We start from the raw sequence: 23,050 nt of genomic DNA, 5'->3' as shown, positions 1-23,050 counted from the left end.
ATTTGACGGTGCTTCGGGAAAGCATGGTAGAGGCAACTCGGCCTGCTCTACGCTGATTGTCTCTGGATTTTCTTTGACGACACTTTCATGACACCGACGATGGGTCCGAACGTCTCCTCGCATCATCACACGCATGGTGATCGACGTCGATCAGAACCTCCGGCATCAGGTAAGCCGTGCCGGCTCGATCGACCACAAAATGCCTGGCGTCAATCAACGGACGCGCTCCTCTGGCAAGGGCCTCCCTGGTATGGACACGTACTGTATCGGCGAAGCGCGCGCTTGCCATCGCGGCGCAATGTTGGCGTAGTTCGGGAAACATTTCAACACAACGTGAGGATGGATTTTCTGTTACGCTGCAGACGGCCGACGCCGTAAGGCCGGCGCGGCCCGCGCGACCATCCGCGGTTACGTATTGACCGCCGCGCCAAGACACGCCTTCGCATCGCGGTAGTCGCATGCCCTGCCTTCGATCAGCTTTCCGCCGTCGCCATCCGCCACAACGTTTCCACCAACACTGCATATCCCTTGTCGAGGGCTTGCGGATCGGTGAACTCGCGCGGATTGTGACTGAGCCCGCCCCGACTTGGCACGAAGATCAGGGAGGCGGGAATGCGTTTCTGGATTGCCAGCGCATCGTGGCCCGCGATGGTCTGCAGCGTCAGCGCTTTCAGCCCGAGATCGTGAACCACGCCGCGCACCACATCAACACCGGCAGAATCGAGCAACGCTGTCCCCCTGAGTTCGTCCGCGGCGAAGGAGACTCCCACACCGAGCAATGCCGATTCTCTCTTCACTCGTTCGAGAAAGCGACTGCTGATGACGAGCACCACCGCCTCATCTTCATGCCTGATCTCAAACCATACGCGCACCCGCGCCGCGACGACGTTGGGTGAATTGGGATACACGCTGATTCTGGCGGCCGACGCATGGGCGCCCGCGTTCTCGCGTTCGACCTCGTCATAAAGCGCTTCGATGGCACGCGCAGCCGCGCGCATGGCATCGCGACGGCTGGCCATCGGCATCGGGCCGGTATGCGAAGCCTCGCCTTCGAACACGACCGAAATCTTTCGCGCGGCCCAGGCGCCGGAAACCGCCGCGATATCCGCGCCCGCGCGCTCCAGCCGATCGCCCTGTTCGACGTGCAACTCGACATAGCGGACCGGCTGGAGATCCAGCGGCGACGATTCCCGATAATCGATCGCGGCCAGCGCATCGCCTAGTGAAATTCCGTCCCCGTCCTGGAGTGCGTACGCGTCCTCCAGCGCCAAAATGCCGGCGAACACGGAGCTTCCCGTCAGGCTGGGCTGAAAACGAGCACCCTCCTCATTGGTCCAGTTGGCGACGGCGAGATTTCGCCGCGCCCTGCCCGGCTCGGCGATAGCGCGATGGCGCAAAGCCTGGACCGCCAACAGTCCCGCCAATACGCCATATATGCCGTCGAACCGTCCGCCGGTCGGCTGGGTGTCGAGATGCGACCCGGCGATCACAACATCGGTGGATTCAGGGGCCAGCATCGCAACCCCAAACATGTTTCCAATGGGATCCACCCTGGCCAGAAGTCCGCGACCGTCAATCTCGCGGCGAAAACGGTCCCGGGCGGCCTGATCGAGAGCCGTTGCTGCGAGCCGGCATACGCCGCCGTCGCCGGTTGAGCCGATCGCAGCGAAGGCCGCAATGAGATCATGCAATTCCGTGGCCCGCACGGTACCCGATGCGCGCGGGTTCGAATCTGTCGTCATCTATTTGGACTTCCGTCGAATCAAATTGTTAATCCAGTTCGATAGTTCGATCTGACGCACCAGGGGATCAATGATGTCGTCGTCCAATCCCAGTCGCCAGGCGATGTCACGCCGTCGACTATCTTGATCAAGTAGCGACAGATCATCGGCGTATCGCTCAAGCTCGACCAGGCTCGCGAAGAAGCCTTCGGCGACGAGAATCTGGCCGTAGCGGCGGACCATGGCCGCGACATCGCGCAGACGATATTCGGGGTGATACTGGACGCCCCAGAAAACGCCTTCACCCATGCGGATTTCCGCCGCCTGGACGGCGCTCAACCCGTTGTGAGCCGTAACGATCGCGCCTTGCGGAAGTCGCGTCACCACGTCGCTGTGGATCGAAGGTGCGTCGTAGACGGGGGCGCGATCCCTATGCATCGGATGCGCACGACCAGCCTCCGTCAGTGCAATCTTGCGCGCAACGGCGACCTCTCGCCCCTTCGGATTGAGTTTGACCTCCCCGCCCGCAGCGACGGCAGCAAGCTGCAGGCCCCAACAAGAGCCGAACATAGGGATTCCGCGCGCGAAAACCTCGCGCACGAAATCGATTTGCCGCAACGCCTCCATGTCGCGATCGTAGATATTCAGCGAAGACCCCGTGATCGCCACGCCGTCGTAGCAATCCAGCGGTTGAGGGGTCGCTGCGCCAACATCCGCCGGCGTGCAGATATCCACCACCGCGTCCACGCCGATCTCCCGCAGCATGTTCGCATAGCTTTCCGAAGGCGTCGCCCCCGCCGATTCGGCAATTCGATGCCGGCCAGCCGGCGTATTTCCATCCGCCACGAGCAGCCGCAGCATCGGCTAGCTTTCCAGGTCGCCGCGGATGGCGGCGAGCGTCAGTTGCTCGAACTCCGCCGCGGTCAGTTGCCGGGGATTGGTGGCGGCTGTCGGATCCTTGGCGGCGTCGGCGGCGATCGCCTTGACATCAGCTTCCCTGACGCCGAGTTGCGCCAGCGTATGCGGTACGCCGAGCCTGTTCCGGAGTGAAAGAATCCAGGCGAGCACCGCACCGAAGTCGCGGCCGGGCAGATCGAGAACCCGGGCGATATGCGGAATCCTGTCGGCGATCGCCGATCTGTTGCAGAGGAGGACGTATGGGAACATGACGCCGTTGGTCAGCCCATGATGGGTGTCGTAGCGCGCACCGACCGGATGAGACACGGAATGGATCGCGCCAAGTCCCTTCTGAAATGCCGTAGCTCCCATTGAGGCCGCGGCGAACATATAGGCCCGCGCTTCAAGATCGGCCCCGTTGTCCACCGCGCGCGGCAGATAGGTATCGATGATCCTCAACCCCTCAAGCGCGATCCCGTCGGCGAGCGGATGAAAGGCGTTGACGCAATATGCCTCGAAGCAATGGGCGAGCGCGTCCATCCCGGTCGCCATCGTCAGGAATGGCGGAAGCCCAACAGCCAGCTCGGGATCCTCGATGGCAATCTTCGGCATCATCAGCGGGTGAAAGATGATTTTCTTTTCATGGGTATCTTCGCGGGTGATTACAACGGCGCGTCCCACCTCGGAGCCCGTTCCTGCCGTTGTCGGCACCGCTACGATCGGCGCAATCCCACGGATCTCGGCGCGTGTCCACCAGTCGCCGACGTCCTCGAAATCCCACACCGGCCGGGATTGTGCGACCATGAACGCCACGCACTTGCCCACGTCCAGCGCTGAGCCTCCCCCGACCGCCACGACCCCATCATGGCTCCCCGCACGAAACGCCTCGACGCCGGCACGCAGATTGGACTCCGTCGGATTGCTCTTCACATCGGAAAATACGCCGACTGGTAGTCCCGCGTCGCGAATGCGCCTGACGATGCCCTCGATGAGCGCGCTCTTGGCAAGCCCATGGTCGGTCACCAACAACGGCCTGGCGATATCCTGTGCCCGGCAGGTCTCGGGAAGTTCTGCGATGCGCCCGGGGCCGGCAATGACGCGGGTCGGAAAATTCCAGGCGCCGGTAATCTCAACTGCCATCTCTTGCTCTCAATGTTCGATGCGAAAGTGGAATGATTTTGGACGGGTCAGCGCCTCAAATCCTAGTCGAGACATACTGGCGCCACGGCCGGTATCCTTGACGCCGGTCCAGGCAAGCGCCGGATCGACATAGTCGCAGCGATTCATGAACACCGTGCCGGTGGCAACACCGTCACCGATCCGCTCGGCGGCTTCCGGGTCCTGCGTCCATACCGAGGCCGTCAGCCCGTATGGACTGTCGTTCATCAACCGAAGCGCGGCGTCATCCGACGACACTTTCATGATACCGACGATGGGTCCGAACGTCTCCTCCATCATCACACGCATGGTGTGATCGACGTCGATCAGAACCTGCGGCATCAGGTAAGCTGTTCCGGCTCGATCGGCCACAAAATGCCTGGCGTCAATCAACGAACGCGCTCCTCTGGCTAGGGCCTCCCTGGTATGGACACGTACTGTATCGGCGAAGCGCGCGCTCGCCATCGGGCCAAGCGTCGTCGCCTGCTCGAGCGGATTGCCGAGGTTGTACTGCGAGGTAACGCCGGCGAACGCATCGATGAATCGATCGTAGACTTTCTCGTCAACATAGATGCGCTCGATACCGCAACAGCACTGCCCAGAATTGTAGAACGCACCATCGACGAGTTGTTCGACCGTGAAGTCAATGTCCGCGTCGGGCCTGACATAAGCTGGATCCTTTCCGCCCAGCTCCAAACCGAGTGTCGTGAAGGTACCCGCCGCGGCCCGCTCGATGGCACGGCCACCGGCAACAGAACCCGTGAAGTTGACGTGATCGACGGCGCGGGAGGCGATCAGTCTTTCCGCAGCAGCGTGATCCAGCGCGAGCGTCGTGAACAGATTCTTGGGCAATCCGATCCGATCCATCGCGGCCTGGAGCCGCTCACCCGCAAGCAGTGTTTGTGTCGCGTGTTTGAGGATGACCCCGTTGCCCGCCAGAAGCGCCGGGACGATGGCGTTGATCGCCGTGAGATAGGGATAATTCCACGGAGCGATCACCAGCACGATTCCAACCGGAACACGCTTGACCATGCGCCGAAAGCCGGGGCGCGCGGCAGGTACCAGCGGCGCCAGGGCTTCGTCGCTCAACTCAACCAGAGCACGGACACGTTCCTCCAGACTCCGCAATTCGCCACCGTAGCGGACGGGCCGCCCCATCTGCATGGCGAGTTCGGGAACGATCTCGTCGTTTTGCGCCTGCATGGCGGCGAGAAAGGCGAGCACTTTCGCCTTTCGTTCGGCAAGCGGTATCCTGCACCATTCGCGTTGAGCTTGCCTTGCGGTGGCAAGAGCGGTGGCAATTTCATTATCCGTCGCGATCGAACGACGCGCGATTTCGCTGCCGTCAACTGGCGAGATGCACACAATATCGGTCACGATTATTTCACTCGTTCTTGAGGAGGGACGCCGGCTTCAGATGATTTCGAAATAACGCGCCAGCTCCCAGTCGGTGATCGCCTTGCGGAATTCGCGCTCTTCCCAGTGACGGGTCATGGCGTAATGCTCGACGAAAACGTCGCCGAACAGCCTTCGGGCGGCGGATGATGCCGCCAGCCTGTCGGCGGCCTCCGACAATGTGCGCGGCAGCGCGCGTTCGGCCGGATGGGCAATGTCGTAGGCATTACCGGCGACAGGCGCATCCGGCTCGATCCTGTGTTCGATCCCCCAAAGGCCAGAACCCAGCGCCGCGGCGATGGCGAGGTACGGATTGATATCTGCCGCGGCAATGCGATATTCCACGCGCTGGCTCGACGGCGAACCCGGAATGACGCGCAGCGCGCAGGTTCGGTTCTCGATGCCCCAGGTCGCATCGGTCGGCGCCCAAAACCCGGGGATCAGGCGCGAATAGCTGTTCACGGTGGATGCGACCATCGCCAGCAACTCAGGAAGCAGCGCCTGTTGTCCGCCAACAAACCAGCGCATGGTGTCGGACATATTGCCGGGGCGTCCGTCTTGATGAAACATCGGTGTGCCGGCGGTATCGCGCAGCGACAGGTGCAGATGGCCGGACTGCCCCGGATAGGCATTCGACCATTTAGCCATGAACGTCAGCATCCTGCCCTGACGCTCGGCCAGAACCTTGGCGAAGGTCTTGAAGATCGCCGCACGGTCTGACGCCGCCAGTGCGTCGGTATACTGAATCGCCGCTTCCAGGACGCCGGGGCCCGTCTCCGTATGGAGGCCCTCGAGCGGCATGTCCATATCGTCGCAAAGCTTGAGCAGCGCGTGATAAAAATCCGACTCAACCGACGATCGCAGCATCGAATAACCGAACCAACCCGGCGTGAGGTTTTTCAGGTCGCGATAGCCTTTTTCACGCACACTGTGTGGTGTCTCATCAAAAACAAAAAACTCGAACTCGGCCGCGACCGTGGCGGCGAGACCCATGCTCGCGGCGCGGTCCACCACGCGACGAAGCAGCCGGCGCGGACAAAGCTCAGCGGCCGGGCCGTCGAACTCCCCGAGGAAGAACAGCATGCCTCCTTCCATGGGCACATCGCGACAGGAAGACGGATCAATGCGCGCTGTCGCATCGGGAAAAGCCGTGTGCCAGCCCGTGAACGTGGATTTGTCATAGAGCTGGTCATGTGAATCCCAGCCGAATATTACGTCACAGAACTTGAAACCCTGATCAAGCGCATTGAAGAACTTGTCGCGTGCGAGATATTTTCCGCGAATGACGCCGTCAAGATCGACCACGCCAAGCTTGACGTGCGACAAGCCGCGCGCCTCCACAAGGGCACGCGCGTCTGCGGCGGTTTTGACATTTCTCGAATCCATCGGCCTCATATCTCGTCAGGGACGGTGAAGTATAGTCTCGGTCATCAGCATCGAGGATCAGCCCGGGCGGCTTTCACGCAGAACTTCGTCGCATGCGGTGATGAAGGTATCGGCATTGTCTTTCGTGAAACATAAAGGCGGACGAATCTTCAGCGCGTTTCCATAAGGGCCGGCAGCTCCGATGAGAATTCCTCGATGCCGAAGCCGGTTGATCAGAACACTCGCGATCTCCGGAGCCGGCGCCTTTGTCTCGCGATCATGGACAATATCGAGGCCGACAAACAACCCGGCGCCGCGCACCTCTCCGATCTGGACGTGGCGATTGCCGATCTCACGAAGCCCATCCATGACATAACCGCCGACGACGCGCGCATTTTCGATCAATCCCTCGTCTTCGATTACGTCAAGCACCGCGAGCCCGGCTGCTGCGGCCACCGGGTTGCCTCCGAACGTGTTGAAATACTTTGCCTCCGCCGCGAACCTGTCGAGCAGCGCCGCGCGCGTCGCAACGCCTCCCATCGGAAACCCGTTGCCCATGGGCTTGCCCATGGTCACGATGTCAGGCACGACGCCATGGCGAGCGAAGCCCCACAGCGAGGCACCGGTTCGCCCGAACCCCGGCTGCACCTCGTCGGCAATGAATAAACCTCCGCGATCATGCACAAGCTTGACCGCAGGCGCGAGGAAACCTGCGGGATCGGCATAAACCCCATCGCTTGAAAAGATCGTATCGGCCAGCAGGCCGGCGAAACCGATGCCGCTTCGCTCCAGGTCGGTGATGGCCTCGTCGACAGCCTCGGCGAAGCGCTTGCCGAGATTATAGGCGGGGACGCGAAACATCTCCGGCGCGGGAATGACGCGAACATGAGGTGGTACCGGCTGCCCGGCCCGAGCTGACGGTGATACATCGGTAACTGCGGCGGTGTTGCCATGATAGGCGGCTTCCGTGACGATGAAGCCGGCACCGCCGGTTGCGGCTTTCGCTATCCGGAGCGCAAGGTCGTTTGCTTCGCTGCCGGTACAGGTCATGACCAGATGATCGATCTCGGCCGGAAATGTCGCGAGCAGACGCTCTGCGTAGCAGTCGACAATTTCATTCAGATAGCGGGTATGGGTCGTCAGCAGACCTACCTGGCGCCGGATGGCTTCGACCACGCGCGGATGCGAATGTCCAACGGACGGGACATTGTTGTAGAGATCGAGATAACTCCGGCCTTCAGCGTCAAACATCCACACGCCGTCGGCGCGCTCCATGCGCAGCGGCTCTTGATAGAACAACACCGAGGCCGCCCCGAACGAACGCAGGCGCCGCTGGACCGCATCGCGCAGCTTCGCGTCCATCGCAGAGGCGGCACTCGGATCGAAGGCGTTCAGCGCCAGAATTTCCTTTTGCATCGTGCGCCCTCCTTCGCCGGCGCTGGCGCATACACGGCTCTGCAGCGACCATCCCGCCGCAGCTTGAGCGAATGTGGAAATATCCACAACTGGGAAGCTATCCACAGTCACAACTCAGCAGAGCAACAGTCATGCGCCTCCGCGGAACCAAGGGAAGATACAGATATTTCAGATATCTATAGACGACGCCCTGCTGCCCTGCGCATTTAGTGGGCATCTCGCCTGCTCAAAATTTGAGGAAGTTGCCACATAAATAGTGTGTACATACAACTTCAGTTAAGGAAGGATTTCCCCCAACGGCGGCTGCGCAATCCTGTCGCGGCCGATGCTGCAAGGGCATCCGGATGACGAGTGCCACGACCGACAAGCGGCCACGGAGACTGGAAGGCGACCGCCTCTCGAAACTTGCGCGCCACAAACACATCATCTCGCAACTGACGGCGGCCCCGACCTTGCGGGCCTCGGAGCTCGCGGCGGTGCTTGGCGTCTCCGGTGAAACGATCCGACGCGACCTGATGGAGCTTCAGGACCAGAAACTCATCAACCGTACCTATGGCGGGGCATCCCGGCCATTCGCGCTCGAGCCCGCCCTCACCGATCGCAGGGCGATCATGATTGCCGAGCGCGAAGCGATTGCCGCCGCACTTGTCGATCTGATCCAGCCCAACGAGGTACTGATGCTGGCCGCAGGCGCAACGACCTTCCACGTGGCGCGACAACTGGCTGCGCGCGCACACGACATCACGGTGATCACGCACGACTTCGCGATCGCCGCCGCGCTCGCGGTGAACGCCTCGATTCGCGTGCTGTGCTGCCCCGGCCGATATCATCCCGCGGAAGGTTACGTCTTCGGTACCCAGACAATCGCAAGCATCAACAGTTACGAAGCCAATCGCGCCATCGTGGGAGCGACCGGCATCAGCGCCCGCGGCATCAACGATGCGGACGACGAAGCCGGCGCGATCTACGGCGCCATGGTGAAGCGAGCGGCCGAAGCCATCATCGTCGTCGATCATACCAAGTTCGAACAACGCGCCCTGACGGTGTTCGCCCATTGGGCCGACATCGATCGCCTCGTTACGGACCGACAGCCGGAGGGGGCCCTGGCAACAGCGCTCCGTGAGGCCGGGACCGAAATTATCGTCGCCCAATACTAGGAAAGGCCGAAGCGATGGCACGCGTTACCACTCTTGTCCCCCGCGATGAGCGCACCGGACCTGATGTCGAAGCCGACAAGCGCCCGGCGTCGCACCGGCAGGCCTGCATCGGTCGTCTCAACATCGATCTGATCAATCTCGATCAGCCCTTCGCGCGCAGCTGGAAGCGCGTGAGCAATGTCCGCGATGCGTCCTATGTACTGATCTTCCCACTGACGGGATGCGTGGCCTACAGCCAGGACGGACGTATCGGCATCGCCAGGGCCGGAGAGTACATTCTCCTCAGCGAATTGGCCTTCTATGAGCTGTCGTCGGACAGGAACACGCGGCTGCTCCTGGTACGCATCCCCGCAACAGAACTTCGCGGCCGCCTGGTGTCGATCGAAGACCATATCAGCCGGCGCTTCGAGCCGAACCAGCAAATGACCCGTCTGCTTTCCGGGATGATCGGAAACATTGCGGAACTTTTCATCGATGCTCCGCCGCCCAATCCCCAGGCGCTCGCCACCGAGATCATCGGCTTCGTCGCCCTGACGATCGGTTCGGAAGACCGGGGTGCCGCTACCGATGTTCGCAACGCGCGTTATCATTTGCGCCGTCGGATCATTGATTTCATAGAGGCGCATTTGAGCGATCAGACCCTGTCGCCGACGAAGATCGCCGCAAACAGCCGCATTTCGTTGAGCTATCTTTACAGTCTCTTCAGCGACAATGAGACGACCGTGGTTCAATTCGTGCAGGTGAAGCGCCTGCAACGTGCCTATGAGATTCTGGTCGCGGATCCGAAAGGCCACCGCACCGTTTCCGAAGTTGCCTACGAGGTCGGCTTCAAGAACGTTTCGCATTTCTCGAGGAGTTTCAGCCGCCATTTCAAGATCGCGCCGCGCGACATTCGTCAGGTGAACAACGCCTTTGGTCCCGAGGCGCACGTCAAACCCAGGCGCCTGGAGACGGTACCAGCGTCCAAGACGCCGCCTCCCCTCGGCGGCAATCTTGGTTCGGCGTATTGGGAAACCAGCAAGCGACCGCTTCACGAGACCGTGTAGACGCCATTCATCTTACTTGCCGGTATCGCTCGCCGTCACAGCAATCACGGCGCTTCCTTTCCGGAGCTATCATTGGTCAATATTCAAGACGGATTGTCCGAGAGCGAGCTGGCCTCGTTCTTCAACGACCTCGCCGATGCGGCACGGAGCATTGCGTTGAGGCACTTTCGCTCCGACATCGATTTCGAGCGCAAGCAGGACTTGTCGCCCGTCACGATCGCGGATCAGGCCATCGAGCAGGAACTGCGGCGACAGATTACCACGCGGTTCCCGGATCACGGCATTCTGGGCGAAGAAAGCGGCTTAACACCGGGCGATCGTTACACATGGTATCTTGATCCAATCGACGGGACGAAAAGCTTCATCTCGGGAATGCCGTTGTTCGGCACCTTGATCGCGCTCGCGGACGAAACGGATGGGACCATTATTGCAGGCATGATTGACATGCCCGCACTTGCCGAGCGCTGGTACGGCACAGCGCGCGGTACCACTTTCAACAGGGCGCCCGCGAAGGTGAGCCGCGCGGTCAACCTGGAAGACGCACAAATCTACACATCGTCTCCGGACTTCTTTTCGCCGGAAGATTGGGCGCGCTATGACGCACTCAGCCGCAAGGCAATGTTCAGACGATTTGGCGGCGACTGTTACCAGTACGGCTTGCTGGCCTCGGGACATTGCGATCTCGTCGTCGAGGCATCTCTCAAGTCATTTGACTTCATGGCATTGGTTCCCGTGATCGAGGGAGCCGGAGGCGTGATGAGCGACTGGAAGGGGCAGCCGCTGACCCGCGACTCCGACGGACGGGTGATCGCGGCGGCCAACCGGGCATTGCTTGAGCAGGCGCTTGCGATCCTGAGGGACTAATCAGCCAGGAAGCTAAGACCATTCAGACCATGCGCAGCCAGCTCTCCCACCGGGGGTCATACATCACATCCCTGGCCCGCATATATTTCCACAGGCCATACTTCTGATAGTCGAAATCCCAATCCTTCAGCTTCCGATTGACAACGGCCCATGACGCCCATTTGATATCCGCGAGCGCACGGTTGACGATGACGCGCGCGACCATGTCGGGACGGGCCGAACCCAGATATTGCTCGATCAGGCTGGTCGTCAGTTCTTCGTCGAAGAACATTTCCGCGAACAAGACGCCAAGCTCGTAGCTCCGCTCGTTGTTCGAGGCGAATTCGTAATCGATCAGCCGCATCGGCTTTGGAGCGGCGCCCGAGTTCAAGCCAATGAGGAAGTTTCCGGGCATCGGATCGTTGAAGCAGGGAACGAGATCGAGGCCCGATGCCATGAACGCAGCCTTTGCCTGGCCATAGCGGTGCATGATCCACGGCATATCATGGGGGAAATCCGACCCCAGTTCCCTGCCCTGTTCGACATGCTCCTCGATCATGTCGAAGATCGTCTTGGTCAGGCCCAGCTTCGGACCGGCGTGAAGCTGACGATAGAGATTCAGAACATCGGACTGGATCGCCGAATCCCCGAAATCGGCGTTGGTGCAGGCCCGATAGCCCTCGAGGAATTCGCTTACCTCCAGGCCATCCTGCGCATCGAAGAAGATCACTTCGGGCGCAATCCCCATGGCGTGGGCATTGCGCGCGGCCTCGTTTGCGGCCACGCGATCGATGAACATTTCGGAACCTTCGCCAGGCACTTTGACGAAATAGCGCCGCGTATCGTTCGAGAGCTCGACCAGCCAGTTTTGATTCATCAGCCCGCCGACAAGGGAGGCATAGCTGATGCCTTTTCCGCGCCATTGCGGCACCCGCGCGACGGCACCTTCGAGATTGCGCTCGTGGACTGTGGTCGCTTCTCCAAGCTTTCTCCGAACGGTCATGAGATCCTCCGAAGCATTTCGCCGAAACGCGGCTCACGGACCGCCATACGGCAGCGCACGAAGCGCCAGCAGGCGAACTTGTAGAACTCAAGCGTATTCCGCGCCGATTTGGCCGCAAGAAGCGCCCCAATCAAACCCCACCGCAGATCGTCCGCAATTCCGTAGATTCGCACCCGGTTGAACGCAGCCTCATCGAATTTGCCGGTGTTGCGAATGAATGCGTCACGCGCCTCGGGCTCCTGGTCGAACGCCTCAATCAGAAAGCTGCCGAGATCCTCCAACGGATCGGCCGTGGTGGCGCGATCCCAATCGATCAGGCGAACCTCGCCCGCGTCGCTGATCAGGATATTCGACACGTTGCCGTCGCCGTGGATCGGCACCGCAGCGATGTTCAGGCCTCGAAACACCGCGGCGGCAAATCGCAGCTCCTCGACCAGCCATTCGGCGTCGGCCGGGAGTTGGGCCTCCGCCGATACTGCGGCGGCATGGAATTGCTCGATCTCGTCAAAAACACCCTTGCGCTTGGCTAAGGGCATTCCCGTCTGGAACGTCAGACGTGCGGCAATGACCGCGTCCGCAATCGCCGGCTCGAGCATGCGTTCGAGCGTTCCCACCCGCCAACCCTGGTTCAGGTCTTCCATCATCAAAAGTCCCGTTTGGGCGTCGGACAGGATCACCTTGGGACCAATGCCGAGGTCAGACGCGCGTCGGGCCGCTTCAAACGCACAGGGCACATCGATGTAGAGCTGCGCGTCGGGATCCATCATCTTGACGAAAATGGTTTCGCCGTTCGATTTGTTGACCGCACGCCAGGGAAAACCATCGACGCCGCGCCAGCTTGGCGATGCGAGGACAGGGATTGCGGGTTCGACGACGATGTCCGCCGAACTCCAACCGGGCAAGGTACGAGCGCTGTCCCGGATTTTGACCGTTTCCAGTTCAAATTGGTTCATGATGACGTGTGGTCTCTTGTGATATCGGGTTCGGCAACGCCATCCGTCCCAGCGCCCCTGTTCCCTATGGGTTGCCCATGGCTTAATTTGCCGAAGACAGATGCAAAAGGGATGCCTCGCGCTCCACCAAATCATGCCGTTGCAAACAACGCTCTACCCCTCAGCCGGCCATATTCGCTATCCGACGTGGGATCCGGATGCCTATTGTGAAATCCACGGCGGGGCGCATGTCTGCTGACGACCTGATTGGAATGAGCCTCGCCGGATTGGCCGGTGCTTATGCTTCGCGGAAGCTTTCGCCGGTCGAGGTCCTGCAGGACGTCATCGCGCATTCGGAAACCGTCAATGCTTCGATCAACGCCCTATTCTGCTTCCGTCCTGACCAGGCAATGGCCAGCGCCAGGCAATCGGAAGCTCGATGGAAGAGCAAGGTACCGCTAGGTCCGCTCGACGGCGTGCCCATGACGGTCAAGGACAGCGTTGCAATGGTTGGCTGGCCGTACTTTCACGGCATCGGCGCAAACCGCTCGCTGCCGCCGTCGAGCTACGACTCTCCGCCGGCCATTGCCCTTCGCGAGGCAGGTGCGGTGATCTTTGCCAAGACGACGATGCCCGATTGCGGGCTGATGGCCTCCGGCATCAGCTCGCTGCATGGCATCACGCGCAATCCATGGGGTCTCGCCTGGAATACCGGGGGCTCTTCATCCGGCGCGGGCGCATCGGTCGCCTCGGGCGCCGGCTTCGTGTCTGTCGGCACCGACATTGCCGGCTCGGTTCGCCTGCCGGCGGCACAATGCGGACTAGCGTCGCTCAAACCCACCCATGGGCTGATCCCCCACCTTCCGGCCGACACTATGCGGATGGCCGGCCCCATGGGGCGGCGCGTTGACGACATTGCCCGTTTGATGACGGTGCTGACCCGCCAGGACGAGCGCGACACCTGGAGCTTTCCTGCCGACGGCACGCAGTACCACGATCGACTCGATCGTGACATCAACGGGCTGAAAATTGGCGTCCTTACCGATATGGGTTTCGGACCCGCGCCGGAAGCGGTGGTACGCGGCGCGGTGGAGACAGCCGGCAAGCTGCTGGCAGGGGCCGGCGCGATCGTCGATCCGTTTTTATCCCCGCTCGACTATGATGCCTATGCTCCGATCGATCTGTTCCTTCAAGTGCGAGGCTATCTTGAATACAGCGCCCTGCCTCCACACAACGACAGCGCGCGCGACATCAACCCCTATGTGCGAGAATGGTGCCTCAGGGGTGCAAAACATTCCGGCGCCGATCTCTATCGGGCGCTCGGCCAGATCGGAAAAATGAAAGCCGCGTTGCTTGGCGCCTTTGAAGGCTGGGATTATGTGATCGCACCGACGCTCCCGGTGGTGAATTTCCCGGCCGACGAGCCGGGCGTATCCCGGCAGAACCCGCTCGAGCACGCGCTGTTCACAGCGATGTTCAATCAGACCTGCCAGCCCGCGGCCACGATAAACATGGCGTTCGACGCCCGGCATCTGCCGATCGGCATCCAGATCATCGGCCACCGGTTCGATGATCTGGGCGTGCTGCAGATCGCGAAAACCCTCGAAAGCTTGCGAACCGTAACCATGGATTGGCCGTTTCAGCCGCGCGCTTGAGAAGTATCGGAGGTCAGGCCGCCGTGGCCTTGGCTTGGTCAAGGTCCGCAAGATGGCAGGCGACAGAGCGCCCTGGCGAGCGTTCAATCAATTTCGGAGTTTCGATGCGGCAGCGGCCGAATGCTTTCGGGCAACGCGATGCGAAGCAGCAGCCTGCGGGAATGTCGATCGGGCTCGGGGGCTCGCCTTCCAGCAAAAAATCGCGCGGGTCGAACGGTTTGTCCTCGAGCGTCGGTGCCGCCGAAAGCAATGCCTTGGTATAGGGATGCAATGGACCAAAAAACAGTTCGCGGTTATCGGCGATCTCGACCATCTCGCCGAGATACATCACCGCAATCCGGGTACAGACTTTCCGCACCATCGCCAGGTCATGGGAGATGAAGACGTAGGTCAGGTCGTTCTTTTCCTGCAACTTGGCGAACAGATCGATCAGCCTGGCCTGCTCGCGCTGGTCCAGCGCCGACAGCGTTTCGTCCAGGATCAGGAGCTTGGGATCCAGAATGAGCGCGCGCGCGATCGATATCCGCTGCCGCTCGCCGGTAGACAATGCATTCGGCAACTGATCATAGAGCTCCGCAGCGAGGCCGACCTCGGCCATTGCCGCTGTTACCCGGGCACGCAGATCCTTGCGCGCGACCTTGCCGCGAATAAGCAGGCTTTCCTCAATCATCCGGCCAACTGTGGTGCGGGGCGGCAGTGCATTGTACGGATCCTGCAGAAGGAGCTGGAATTCGTTTCGCTTGCCGATGAGATCGCGCGGCGAAAGCTTCGACAGCGACGTTCCGCCGAGCGAGATAGTGCCTTGATCGGGCACTTCCAGCCAGGCCAGCAGGCGCGTCAATGTCGACTTGCCGCAGCCAGACTCGCCGACGATACCGAAATTCTCGCGTGGCATGATGTCCAGCGTCACCCCCCGCACCGCCTGCACGCTGCTGTAGGTGTTGAAGGTTCCGCGCTTGCGCGCCCGGTAGGTGCGATGAACGTTCTGCACCTGCATCAGCGGAACTTCGCCATCCGCCCGACGCCGCACAAGGGGCCCCTCTGATGTCGACCACATGCGTGGAACGCTCTCGATCGCCTTGCGCGTATAGTCGGTCGCGGGCGCCCGGAGTAGCTCGGCAAACCCCTGCTGCTCGACGAACCGGCCTTGATGAAGAACCGCCGTCCGGTCGCCGAACTGCCCCAGCGTCGGCAATGACGCCGACAGATAGATCGTCGCCATCCTGTGGCGCACACACAGATCGTGCAGCAACGCGACGATCTGAGCTGCAATCGTGACGTCGAGCGGCTGGGTAACGTTATCCGCGATCAGGACGGCCGGTTCGGCGCAGATCGCGTCGACAATCATCGCGCGCTGCATCATGCCGCCGGAGAATTTCGCAGGATAGTCCCAGTAGCGCTCCTTTGGCGAGGGAATGCGAACCTCGCCGAGAAGCTGGATCACTCGCTCACGGCACTCCCGCGGGGTCCATTCCGGCCGCACGCTGTGAAGTTTCTCGGCGATCTGGCTTCCGACCGGGACGGTCGGATCAAGCGAACTCTGCGGCTTCGAGCCGATATAGGCGATGTCGCGACCGATGCGGACATCGCTGGTTCCTTTCTTGAGGATATCCCGACCAGCGAATTTGACGTACCCACTCCGGTATTCGAGGCTCTCGGGCAACCAGTTCGCCAGAGCGCGGCTGAGCACGGTCTTCCCCGCGCCGCTTTCGCCGTAAATGCCGAAAATCTCCGAGGCGCTCAGACGAAAGCTGACTCGATCGAGGATCGGAGGCAACCCTGATGTCACCGGCCCCACCGTGAGATCGCCAACTTCGAGGATGAGCGAGCGATCCATTTCTAAAGACCTCCATAGATCCTGTTGCGCGCCTTCTCGAGCGCTGAGCCAACCAGGTTGATCGATGTCAGCGCCACGGCGAGAAACACGCCCGGAATAGTCGCGATCCACCAGGCGTTGATCAGATATTTGCGGGAGTCCGCAATGATGCTGCCAAAGCTCGGCGTCGGTGGCTGGATACCAAGCCCAAGGAAGCCGAGGATCGCTTCAAGGATCATCATGCGTGCAACATCGAGTACCGCGACGAAAGCGATCGGCGGCAGGATGTTCGGCGCCGCGAACAGCAAGAGGATGCGCCAGTCGCCGGCGCCGAGGACACGCAGTCCCCGGACGTACTCCTTGCCACGCTCGGCCACCGCCGCACTCCGCGCGACCCGTGCGTAGAGCGGCCAGCCCGACAACGCCAGAACAATGATGATCGTGGCCACCGTCGGCCGCGAGACGCCGAGAATGGTGATGGCCAGGATGATCATCGGGATCGACAATTGAGCGTCGGTGATCCGCATGATGATAATGTCCCACCATTTGCCCTTGAAGCCGGCAAACAGTCCAAGGCCACAGCCAATGATGAAGATAAGGACTACCGTTACGACACCGACCAGCAGCGAGTAACGAAGGCCGATGAGGCTTCTCATCAGCATGTCTCGGCCGAGCTGGTCCGTTCCCAGCGGATGCTCCCAGACCCATTTCTCGCCCAGAAACAGCGGCGGCAGGAACTTGTCCTTGACGACCATCTTGGTGGCGCTGACCGAGGAAATCTCGGGATAGATCGCCGACACCAGAAGAAGCGCCGTCAAAATGAGGAGGCCGATCCGGAAGCTCGGCATCCGCCAGGCCGCCAGCAGGATGCGGCGATTGACCGACTGAATGCGAGCCGGTTCCCGCTCCGGCTCGGTTTCGATGATCGTGGCGATCGTCACGGTCAAATCTCCACGCGAGGATCGACGAGATAGGCGACCAGATCCACGATAATATTGATGAACACAAACACGGCGCTGGTCGTGATCGCGATGCCCTGGATGACGGGGAAATCACGCCCGACCACCGAAACAACCGTCAGGTTTCCGAGGCCGGGATAGTCGAAAATATACTCGATCACCAGCACGCCGCCGATCAAGGTGGAGAGCTGGATGCCAAGCAGGTTGACGAGCGGCACTGCGGCATTGCGCAGAGCATGTGAATACACGATCCGCCTCCGCGACAGACCGCGGACCCGTGCCTCATCGATAAAAGTGGATTGCATCACTTCGCCAAGCGACGTCGTCAGGGTGCGAATGATGAAGGGCGCAATCTCCACCGCCAGTACAATGGCCGGCAACAGCACGTAAGAAAATCCCTGATAGCCGAGCGCCGGCAACAGCTTGAGTTTGACCGACAGGAACAGGATCAGGACAATGGCAAGCCAGAAATTCGGAATCGACACAAACAGCGACTGCGTCGCAAAGGCGAGCGCGTTCTGCCAGCCGTTCTGATGCAATCCGCCGGCAATTCCGATCGGAAACGATATCAACATGGCAAACAACAGCGCCATGCCGCCCAATTGAAGGGTAAACGGCAAACGTTCCAGAATCTGGTCAATCACAGGCGCCATGTCCGACTTGGTCGGATCAATGTACTGCCCGCCGGTCGCGATCATGCCGCTGCGGGGGCGCAGGTAGGATTGCCCGAGATCGCCCTGAAGCAGGCCGCGCATGTAGCGGCCGTACTGCACGATGATTGGATCGCGCAGCCCCATCTTGGTCGCCACCTTCTCGACGACGTCGGGCGGCGCCATGCCCCCGACGATAAGACGCACGGGATCGCCAGGGACCACGCGCAACAGGGTGAAGATGATGAGCGAGGTAATGAAAACGATCAGGATGCCCTGCGCGATTCGCTTGATCAGAAATTCCAGGATCAACATCGAAAAGGGCTACCTGCGCTTTGTCGGACCGCCGGCAAGCCGGACTATTCCCGCCTGCCGCAGCAAGAATCAGGCCAGCGTCGCTTTTGTCATGTCCTGCATTCCGTTCGGATAGATGTAGAGACCATCCAGTTTCTTGCTGTAGGCGTGGATGAAAACAGACGTGAACAGCGCCAACGCCGGCGCCTTGCGCGCGATGGTCGGAAGCGTTTCGGTCTGGAGCACTTTCTTGCGCTCCTCAAGCGTCGTTGCGTTGCGTTCCTTGTCAAGAACCGCGTCGATCTCCTTGTCGACAATCCCGCAGATCCGCTTCGATGATGAATGGAAGTGGGTTCGCAACACCAGATCGGGTTCCGGCGAACCGGTGCACCAGCCGCAATCGATCATGTTGCCCTCACCGCCGCCAGGCTTGTCATAGAGGAGATTGCCCCAGGCTGCGACTTCGAGGGTTTGGAGATTTACCTTGAAACCCTGCTCCTGCAGCATGCCGGTAATCAGTTCGGCGTATTCCTTGGTCTTGGGATAAAAACCAACGGAGGTATAATAGGTTAGTTCGGGAAGACCCTTGCCCTTCGGGAACCCCGCCTCCGCCAGGAGTTTTTGCGCCTTCGCGGGATCGTATTCCGGGTATTCCGCCACTTCGGTGTATCCGAACTTCACCGGGGAGATGTGCGCCTTCGAGTAGGTTCCCGAAACACCAAGGACTTCCAGGATCTGCTTGCGATCGATGGAATGGCACGCCGCCAGACGAAGGCGAGGATCGTCGAACGGCTTCTTGGAGCAGCGGAAGAAAAGGTACTTGTTCTCGACCGATACCGCCTTGTGGATGTTAAATCGCGCATCCTTCGCGATCGTCTCGACCTGTTCCTGCTCAAGCCGTTCGATGATGTCGGCTTCACCGTTCAGGAGCGAAAGCGTTCGCGTCGTGGTGTCGCCGACGAAGCGATATTCCAGGCCCGGGATTTTCGGCGCGCCCAGATAGAAATCCGGATTTGCCGTCAGGACGGTCGTATCGCCTTTCTGCTCCACATATTTGTAAGGACCCGTGCCGTTCATCCGCGCCGACAGCTGCGCCTTGTTGGCGATGTCCTTTGCCGACATGATCGGCAGGAACGACGAGAGATAGTAATAGAGCGTAGCGGGGTAGCCCTGCGCCTTGGTGTTGATGCGGCACGTAAGATCATCAATGACGTCGACCGTGACGGGGCCGGGATACCATTGCGCCGGACGATCGGGCTGGCAGCCATATTCGTACGTCGCCTTGACATCCGCCGCCGTGAACGGTGAACCGTCGTGAAACTTGATGCCTTTTCGCAACTTCACTTCCATCGTGTAGGTGTCGATCGGCTGCAGCGATTCAGCCAGTTCGAACACCAATTCGTCGGGCTTTTGCGGCCGCATCGGCGCACGCGTCAGGTACCCGAACACGAATCCTTCAACGATAAGCTGTCCGAGATTGGTGTGGGTTGTCGGGTCCCAGTTGCCGGTCAACGCTTCCGCACCGAGGAAACGCAGCGTCTTGCCTTCGGCGGCAAAGGCGGAATTGATCAGAAAATCGGGATTGACCCGCCCGAAGCCATACGCAGTGGCACCGGCAAGCCCAGCTAGCATCAAGTCTCTGCGGTTGATCATGTCGTATCCTTCGATGATTGCGGCAACGCTGAAACTTCTCTCAGGTCGCGAGGCTCTCAGCCGTTTCCATCGTGTCCTGTAACTTGCCTTGGAACTTGCAAAGCGTAGACCAAGTGGCGCTAGCGCCCGATTCCTGCTGCTCCACGATTCCGTTGCTGACGCTTCTCTGCCCGGCTACCCGCCGTACGATTTCTGGAATGACCGAGACACGCTGCTCAACCGCGAGGCATCGCGGCCTTATCGCTAAGCAGCACAGGAATTATGGACGGGCAGAAACAACGACGTTGTGCGGAACACTTATGATTGCGATTGGACCCAACATGAACGGATTGCCGCCATTGGAACAGAGCGACCCACGTGCCAATCAACCTATTCGCGGCATTATCTCGGACCTCGACGGGGTTGCCTATCGGGGCGCGCGGCCGATTCCGGACTCAGTGGAAGCATTTCGCATCTGGCATGCGCGCGGCGTGCCATACGCATTTGTCACCAACAACTCGACCAAATCCTCGGCACAATTTGCCGCGAAACTCGCCGGCATGGGTATTCCAGCGACCGCACCACAGGTGTTCAACACAATATCAGCGGTTGAAGAACTGCTCCGGCAGCGTTGGGCGCCAGGGACACCGCTCTTTGCAATCGGAGAGGCGCCGCTCCTCAGGACCCTCGAGGAAGCCGGCTATCGGCTGACTGGAACGGGTGCGGAGGTCGTGATTCTGGGTTTCGATTCCGACCTCAGCTACGCGAAGCTGCGCACAGCCGTGCGGGCAGCTCTCGCGGGCGCCACAATCATCGCCACCAATCCCGACGTGCTGACGCCTGTTCACGACGGCTATGATCCATGCGTCGGGGTATTGACCGCCGCGGTGACGGCGGCCGTGCCCAATGCGATACCGATCGTCGTCGGCAAGCCGCATCCATTCATGATCGAGCAGGCGCTCGCCTACATCGGCACGACAAGGGACGAGACGGTGATGATTGGCGATCAGGTCGCCACCGACGTCATCGCGGGCCAGCGCGCCGGCCTGCGCTCGGTCTTGCTGGCTGGCGACATCCCGTTCAACAGCGTCGCCGGCGTTGTGCCGGATCGGGTCATATCGAGCGTTCTCGAACTCGTCGATCCAGTTCCGGCTGATGAGGTCGAAGTGTCGTGACGACGAGCCAATCCGACATCGAAAGTATGCAAGTCGCGCTCGGCTCCGCGCTTCCCCGATGGAACATGTCTGCAGATGCCAGGCTCACGTTCCTGAGCCACTCCGAGAATACAACCTTTCTCGCCCGCGACCCTCGGTCCGGACAACAGCTCGTATTACGCGTCCAGCGGATCGGTTATCACACGCCGGCAGAAGTTCTCTCCGAATTGTCATGGATTTCGGCCCTGATCGCCGATGCGGTGATCGAAACGCCGCGCCCCCTCCCGGACCGTGACGGCCTCTTGCTGTGTCCGGTGCCATTGAATGGATCGATGCGACAGGTAGTGGCTTTTGAATATATGAGTGGGGAACAGCCCGGCGAATCCGCATCGTTGCAGGGCTGGTTCCGCAAACTTGGCGCGCTCAGCGCGCGGCTTCATCAGCACAGCCGGCAATGGAAGAAACCAGCGGCCTTCCAGCGCAAGGTCTGGGACTTCGATGCCATGTTGGGCGCACGGCCGTTGTGGGGAGATTGGCGCTCCGGACCCGGCCTGCACGAATCGGGCAGGCAACTCCTGCAGACGGTCGCCGACGCCCTCGCGCAACGCCTCGGCATCTACGGTAGAGGTCATCATCGATTCGGCCTTGTTCATGCCGATCTGCGGCTTGCAAATCTTCTCGTCGACGGACAGCGGCTCGGCATCATCGATTTCGATGACTGTGGTTTCTCCTGGTTTTTCTACGATTTTGCCGCGGCGGTGAGCTTCATGGAGCACGAACCGATCATAGCCGATCTGCAAAACACATGGCTTGAGGGATATCGGACCGTGGCGTCGGTGTCGAAAGAGGATGAGGCGATGCTTCCGGTCTTTGTGATGCTGAGGCGCATGCTGCTGACGGCCTGGATTGCATCGCACCCGGAAACGGAGCCAGCACGTCTGTTGGGAAACGGCTATGCGGAGGGCACAGTGGCGATGGGGCGGCGGTTTCTCCAGACTCTTTGACTGCAGACCGACTCGATCGCGAGAATCGTCTTCGACAATTCTGGGTTGGCAGACCATCGCAGAAAAGAAGGTGCGTTTAGCGAGGCGGCTCACGCTGGCTGTTTTTGGATTTGATTGATCTCCCGGTGCGAGCTTATTTCAGCGCATTGCCGCCCTACAGCTTGCGTGCCGCATTTGGCAGGCAAACGGTCGTAGATCTGGCTCCGACATTCATCATGAGCGCCGGGTTACGTTTTCCGGAATCGACGCGGACCCATCCAACGAGCCTTACCTTATCGCATTTCGCTAAACGTCATTGACGAGGATGGTGAGTGGAAAATCGCGAGCCACCATGCCTCGCCAGTTCCATCATAGCGTTTCCATCCCTGCGTGTTGCGGCATTCTCGGAGAGAATGGTAGCTGTCTCTTCCAGCAGATCTTCGAAAGCACCAACCAGATCCAGCGCGTGGTCATTGCCCGCGAGTTGCTTCGATAACGAACTCATGGGGCCACTGCTGACGGTCTGCGGCCCAGCCTAGACGTTCGTACGTCTGTTGGTGATCGCAGAGACGTCCGATTTGGTCGTATCGACCATCGCGGCTGCATACCTTCAACTGCATACGTGTGCTGATGAGGCCCGACGCGCCGGAGAGACCACGCACAACGTCGGCTTCGGTCAGGCGTCCCGCCACGTCGCGAGGCCCACCAGCCGAAAACTGTCACATCATCCCGGAGTGACGGCCAGCCATCGGCCCCACATCAAACACGCATCTTGTCAGGCTCCGTCAATGTGCAGGCGCCGCAGCTGGCATGGCTGCGGTCGACGCCGGCCGGATCGTCAGCAACAGGAGCAGCCCGGACAGAAGGTAGAGCGCAATCACGAAATACATGCTGTAAGTATTGTCACCCGTGCTCCTGACAATGAGCCCGTTGATCGTCGGACTTATCGCCGGACCGAGGTTGCCGAGGCTGCT

19 protein-coding genes and 1 pseudogene are annotated in these 23,050 nt (G+C 60.5%); 6 read left to right on the top strand and 14 right to left on the bottom strand.

Annotated elements, in window-relative coordinates; all coding sequences use genetic code 11:
- Nucleotides 1-473 precede the first annotated feature (473 nt).
- From JQ629_RS17640 to JQ629_RS17615, 6 genes are all read right to left on the bottom strand, one after another.
- A complete protein-coding gene (locus JQ629_RS17640; protein WP_212413741.1) occupies nt 474-1,742 on the bottom strand; it encodes a Zn-dependent hydrolase in 1,269 nt (422 codons plus the stop codon).
- Complete coding sequence (locus JQ629_RS17635; protein WP_212413740.1) at nt 1,743-2,582, bottom strand: type 1 glutamine amidotransferase; 840 nt, start codon at nt 2,580-2,582, stop codon at nt 1,743-1,745.
- A gap of 3 nt (nt 2,583-2,585) precedes the next feature.
- On the bottom strand, nt 2,586-3,758 hold the full coding sequence (locus JQ629_RS17630) for an iron-containing alcohol dehydrogenase (RefSeq protein WP_212413739.1): 1,173 nt from the start codon (nt 3,756-3,758) through the stop codon (nt 2,586-2,588).
- Between the two features lie 9 nt (nt 3,759-3,767).
- Nucleotides 3,768-5,153 carry an aldehyde dehydrogenase family protein gene (locus JQ629_RS17625; RefSeq protein WP_212413738.1) on the bottom strand — a complete coding sequence of 462 codons (1,386 nt, stop codon included), beginning with the start codon at nt 5,151-5,153 and terminating at the stop codon, nt 3,768-3,770.
- Between the two features lie 36 nt (nt 5,154-5,189).
- Nucleotides 5,190-6,497, bottom strand: a complete 1,308-nt coding sequence (locus tag JQ629_RS17620; RefSeq protein ID WP_249135122.1) for a glutamine synthetase family protein — start codon at nt 6,495-6,497, stop codon at nt 5,190-5,192.
- A 117-nt stretch (nt 6,498-6,614) separates the two neighbouring features.
- Nucleotides 6,615-7,952, bottom strand: a complete 1,338-nt coding sequence (locus JQ629_RS17615) for an aspartate aminotransferase family protein (protein ID WP_212413736.1) — start codon at nt 7,950-7,952, stop codon at nt 6,615-6,617.
- A 344-nt stretch (nt 7,953-8,296) separates the two neighbouring features.
- Between JQ629_RS17615 and JQ629_RS17610 the strand changes: the two genes are divergently transcribed.
- The 3 genes from JQ629_RS17610 (at nt 8,297) to hisN (ending at nt 11,019) form a co-directional block, all read left to right on the top strand.
- Nucleotides 8,297-9,109 carry a DeoR/GlpR family DNA-binding transcription regulator gene (locus JQ629_RS17610; protein WP_212413735.1) on the top strand — a complete coding sequence of 271 codons (813 nt, stop codon included), beginning with the start codon at nt 8,297-8,299 and terminating at the stop codon, nt 9,107-9,109.
- 14 nt (nt 9,110-9,123) lie between these two features.
- On the top strand, nt 9,124-10,155 hold the full coding sequence (locus JQ629_RS17605) for a helix-turn-helix domain-containing protein (RefSeq protein WP_212413734.1): 1,032 nt from the start codon (nt 9,124-9,126) through the stop codon (nt 10,153-10,155).
- Between the two features lie 72 nt (nt 10,156-10,227).
- Nucleotides 10,228-11,019 (top strand): histidinol-phosphatase, encoded by a 792-nt coding sequence (gene hisN, locus JQ629_RS17600; protein ID WP_212413733.1) that lies wholly within the window; start codon nt 10,228-10,230, stop codon nt 11,017-11,019.
- A gap of 22 nt (nt 11,020-11,041) precedes the next feature.
- Here the strand turns inward: hisN and JQ629_RS17595 are convergent, their stop codons facing one another.
- Nucleotides 11,042-12,001, bottom strand: coding sequence for a choline kinase family protein (locus JQ629_RS17595; protein ID WP_212413732.1), 960 nt, complete (start codon nt 11,999-12,001; stop codon nt 11,042-11,044).
- A complete protein-coding gene (locus JQ629_RS17590; RefSeq protein ID WP_249135121.1) occupies nt 11,998-13,089 on the bottom strand; it encodes a phosphotransferase family protein in 1,092 nt (363 codons plus the stop codon). The genes JQ629_RS17595 and JQ629_RS17590 overlap by 4 nt, the downstream gene beginning before the upstream one ends.
- 71 nt (nt 13,090-13,160) lie before the next feature.
- Between JQ629_RS17590 and JQ629_RS17585 the strand changes: the two genes are divergently transcribed.
- Nucleotides 13,161-14,588 carry an amidase gene (locus JQ629_RS17585; protein ID WP_349631281.1) on the top strand — a complete coding sequence of 476 codons (1,428 nt, stop codon included), beginning with the start codon at nt 13,161-13,163 and terminating at the stop codon, nt 14,586-14,588.
- A gap of 13 nt (nt 14,589-14,601) precedes the next feature.
- On the opposite strand, the gene JQ629_RS17580 is transcribed toward JQ629_RS17585, so the two are convergent.
- From JQ629_RS17580 to JQ629_RS17565, 4 genes are all read right to left on the bottom strand, one after another.
- A complete protein-coding gene (locus JQ629_RS17580; RefSeq protein ID WP_212413731.1) occupies nt 14,602-16,425 on the bottom strand; it encodes an ABC transporter ATP-binding protein in 1,824 nt (607 codons plus the stop codon).
- A 2-nt stretch (nt 16,426-16,427) separates the two neighbouring features.
- Nucleotides 16,428-17,345 (bottom strand): ABC transporter permease, encoded by a 918-nt coding sequence (locus JQ629_RS17575; protein WP_349631280.1) that lies wholly within the window; start codon nt 17,343-17,345, stop codon nt 16,428-16,430.
- 2 nt (nt 17,346-17,347) lie between these two features.
- Entirely contained in the window at nt 17,348-18,328 is a 981-nt protein-coding gene (locus tag JQ629_RS17570) for an ABC transporter permease (protein WP_212413730.1), read from the bottom strand.
- A 69-nt stretch (nt 18,329-18,397) separates the two neighbouring features.
- Entirely contained in the window at nt 18,398-19,960 is a 1,563-nt protein-coding gene (locus JQ629_RS17565; protein ID WP_212413729.1) for an ABC transporter substrate-binding protein, read from the bottom strand.
- 299 nt (nt 19,961-20,259) lie between these two features.
- On the opposite strand from JQ629_RS17565, the gene JQ629_RS17560 reads away from it, so the two are divergent.
- The gene (locus JQ629_RS17560; protein WP_212413728.1) at nt 20,260-21,114 is read left to right on the top strand and encodes an HAD-IIA family hydrolase; all 855 of its coding nucleotides are present in this window, start codon (nt 20,260-20,262) and stop codon (nt 21,112-21,114) included.
- Nucleotides 21,111-22,097, top strand: a complete 987-nt coding sequence (locus JQ629_RS17555; protein WP_349631279.1) for a phosphotransferase enzyme family protein — start codon at nt 21,111-21,113, stop codon at nt 22,095-22,097. The genes JQ629_RS17560 and JQ629_RS17555 overlap by 4 nt, the downstream gene beginning before the upstream one ends.
- A gap of 292 nt (nt 22,098-22,389) precedes the next feature.
- Here the strand turns inward: JQ629_RS17555 and JQ629_RS17550 are convergent, their stop codons facing one another.
- Both JQ629_RS17550 and JQ629_RS17545 read right to left on the bottom strand, forming a co-directional pair.
- Complete coding sequence (locus JQ629_RS17550) at nt 22,390-22,581, bottom strand: hypothetical protein (RefSeq protein WP_212413727.1); 192 nt, start codon at nt 22,579-22,581, stop codon at nt 22,390-22,392.
- A 280-nt stretch (nt 22,582-22,861) separates the two neighbouring features.
- Nucleotides 22,862-23,050, bottom strand: a pseudogene (locus JQ629_RS17545) (MFS transporter); the annotation flags it as partial.

This window comes from Bradyrhizobium sp. AUGA SZCCT0222 (genome assembly GCF_018130205.1).
Classification (GTDB): domain Bacteria; phylum Pseudomonadota; class Alphaproteobacteria; order Rhizobiales; family Xanthobacteraceae; genus Bradyrhizobium.
Note: the sequence above shows the minus strand (reverse complement) of the source record. Positions and strands in the feature narration are given on the sequence as shown.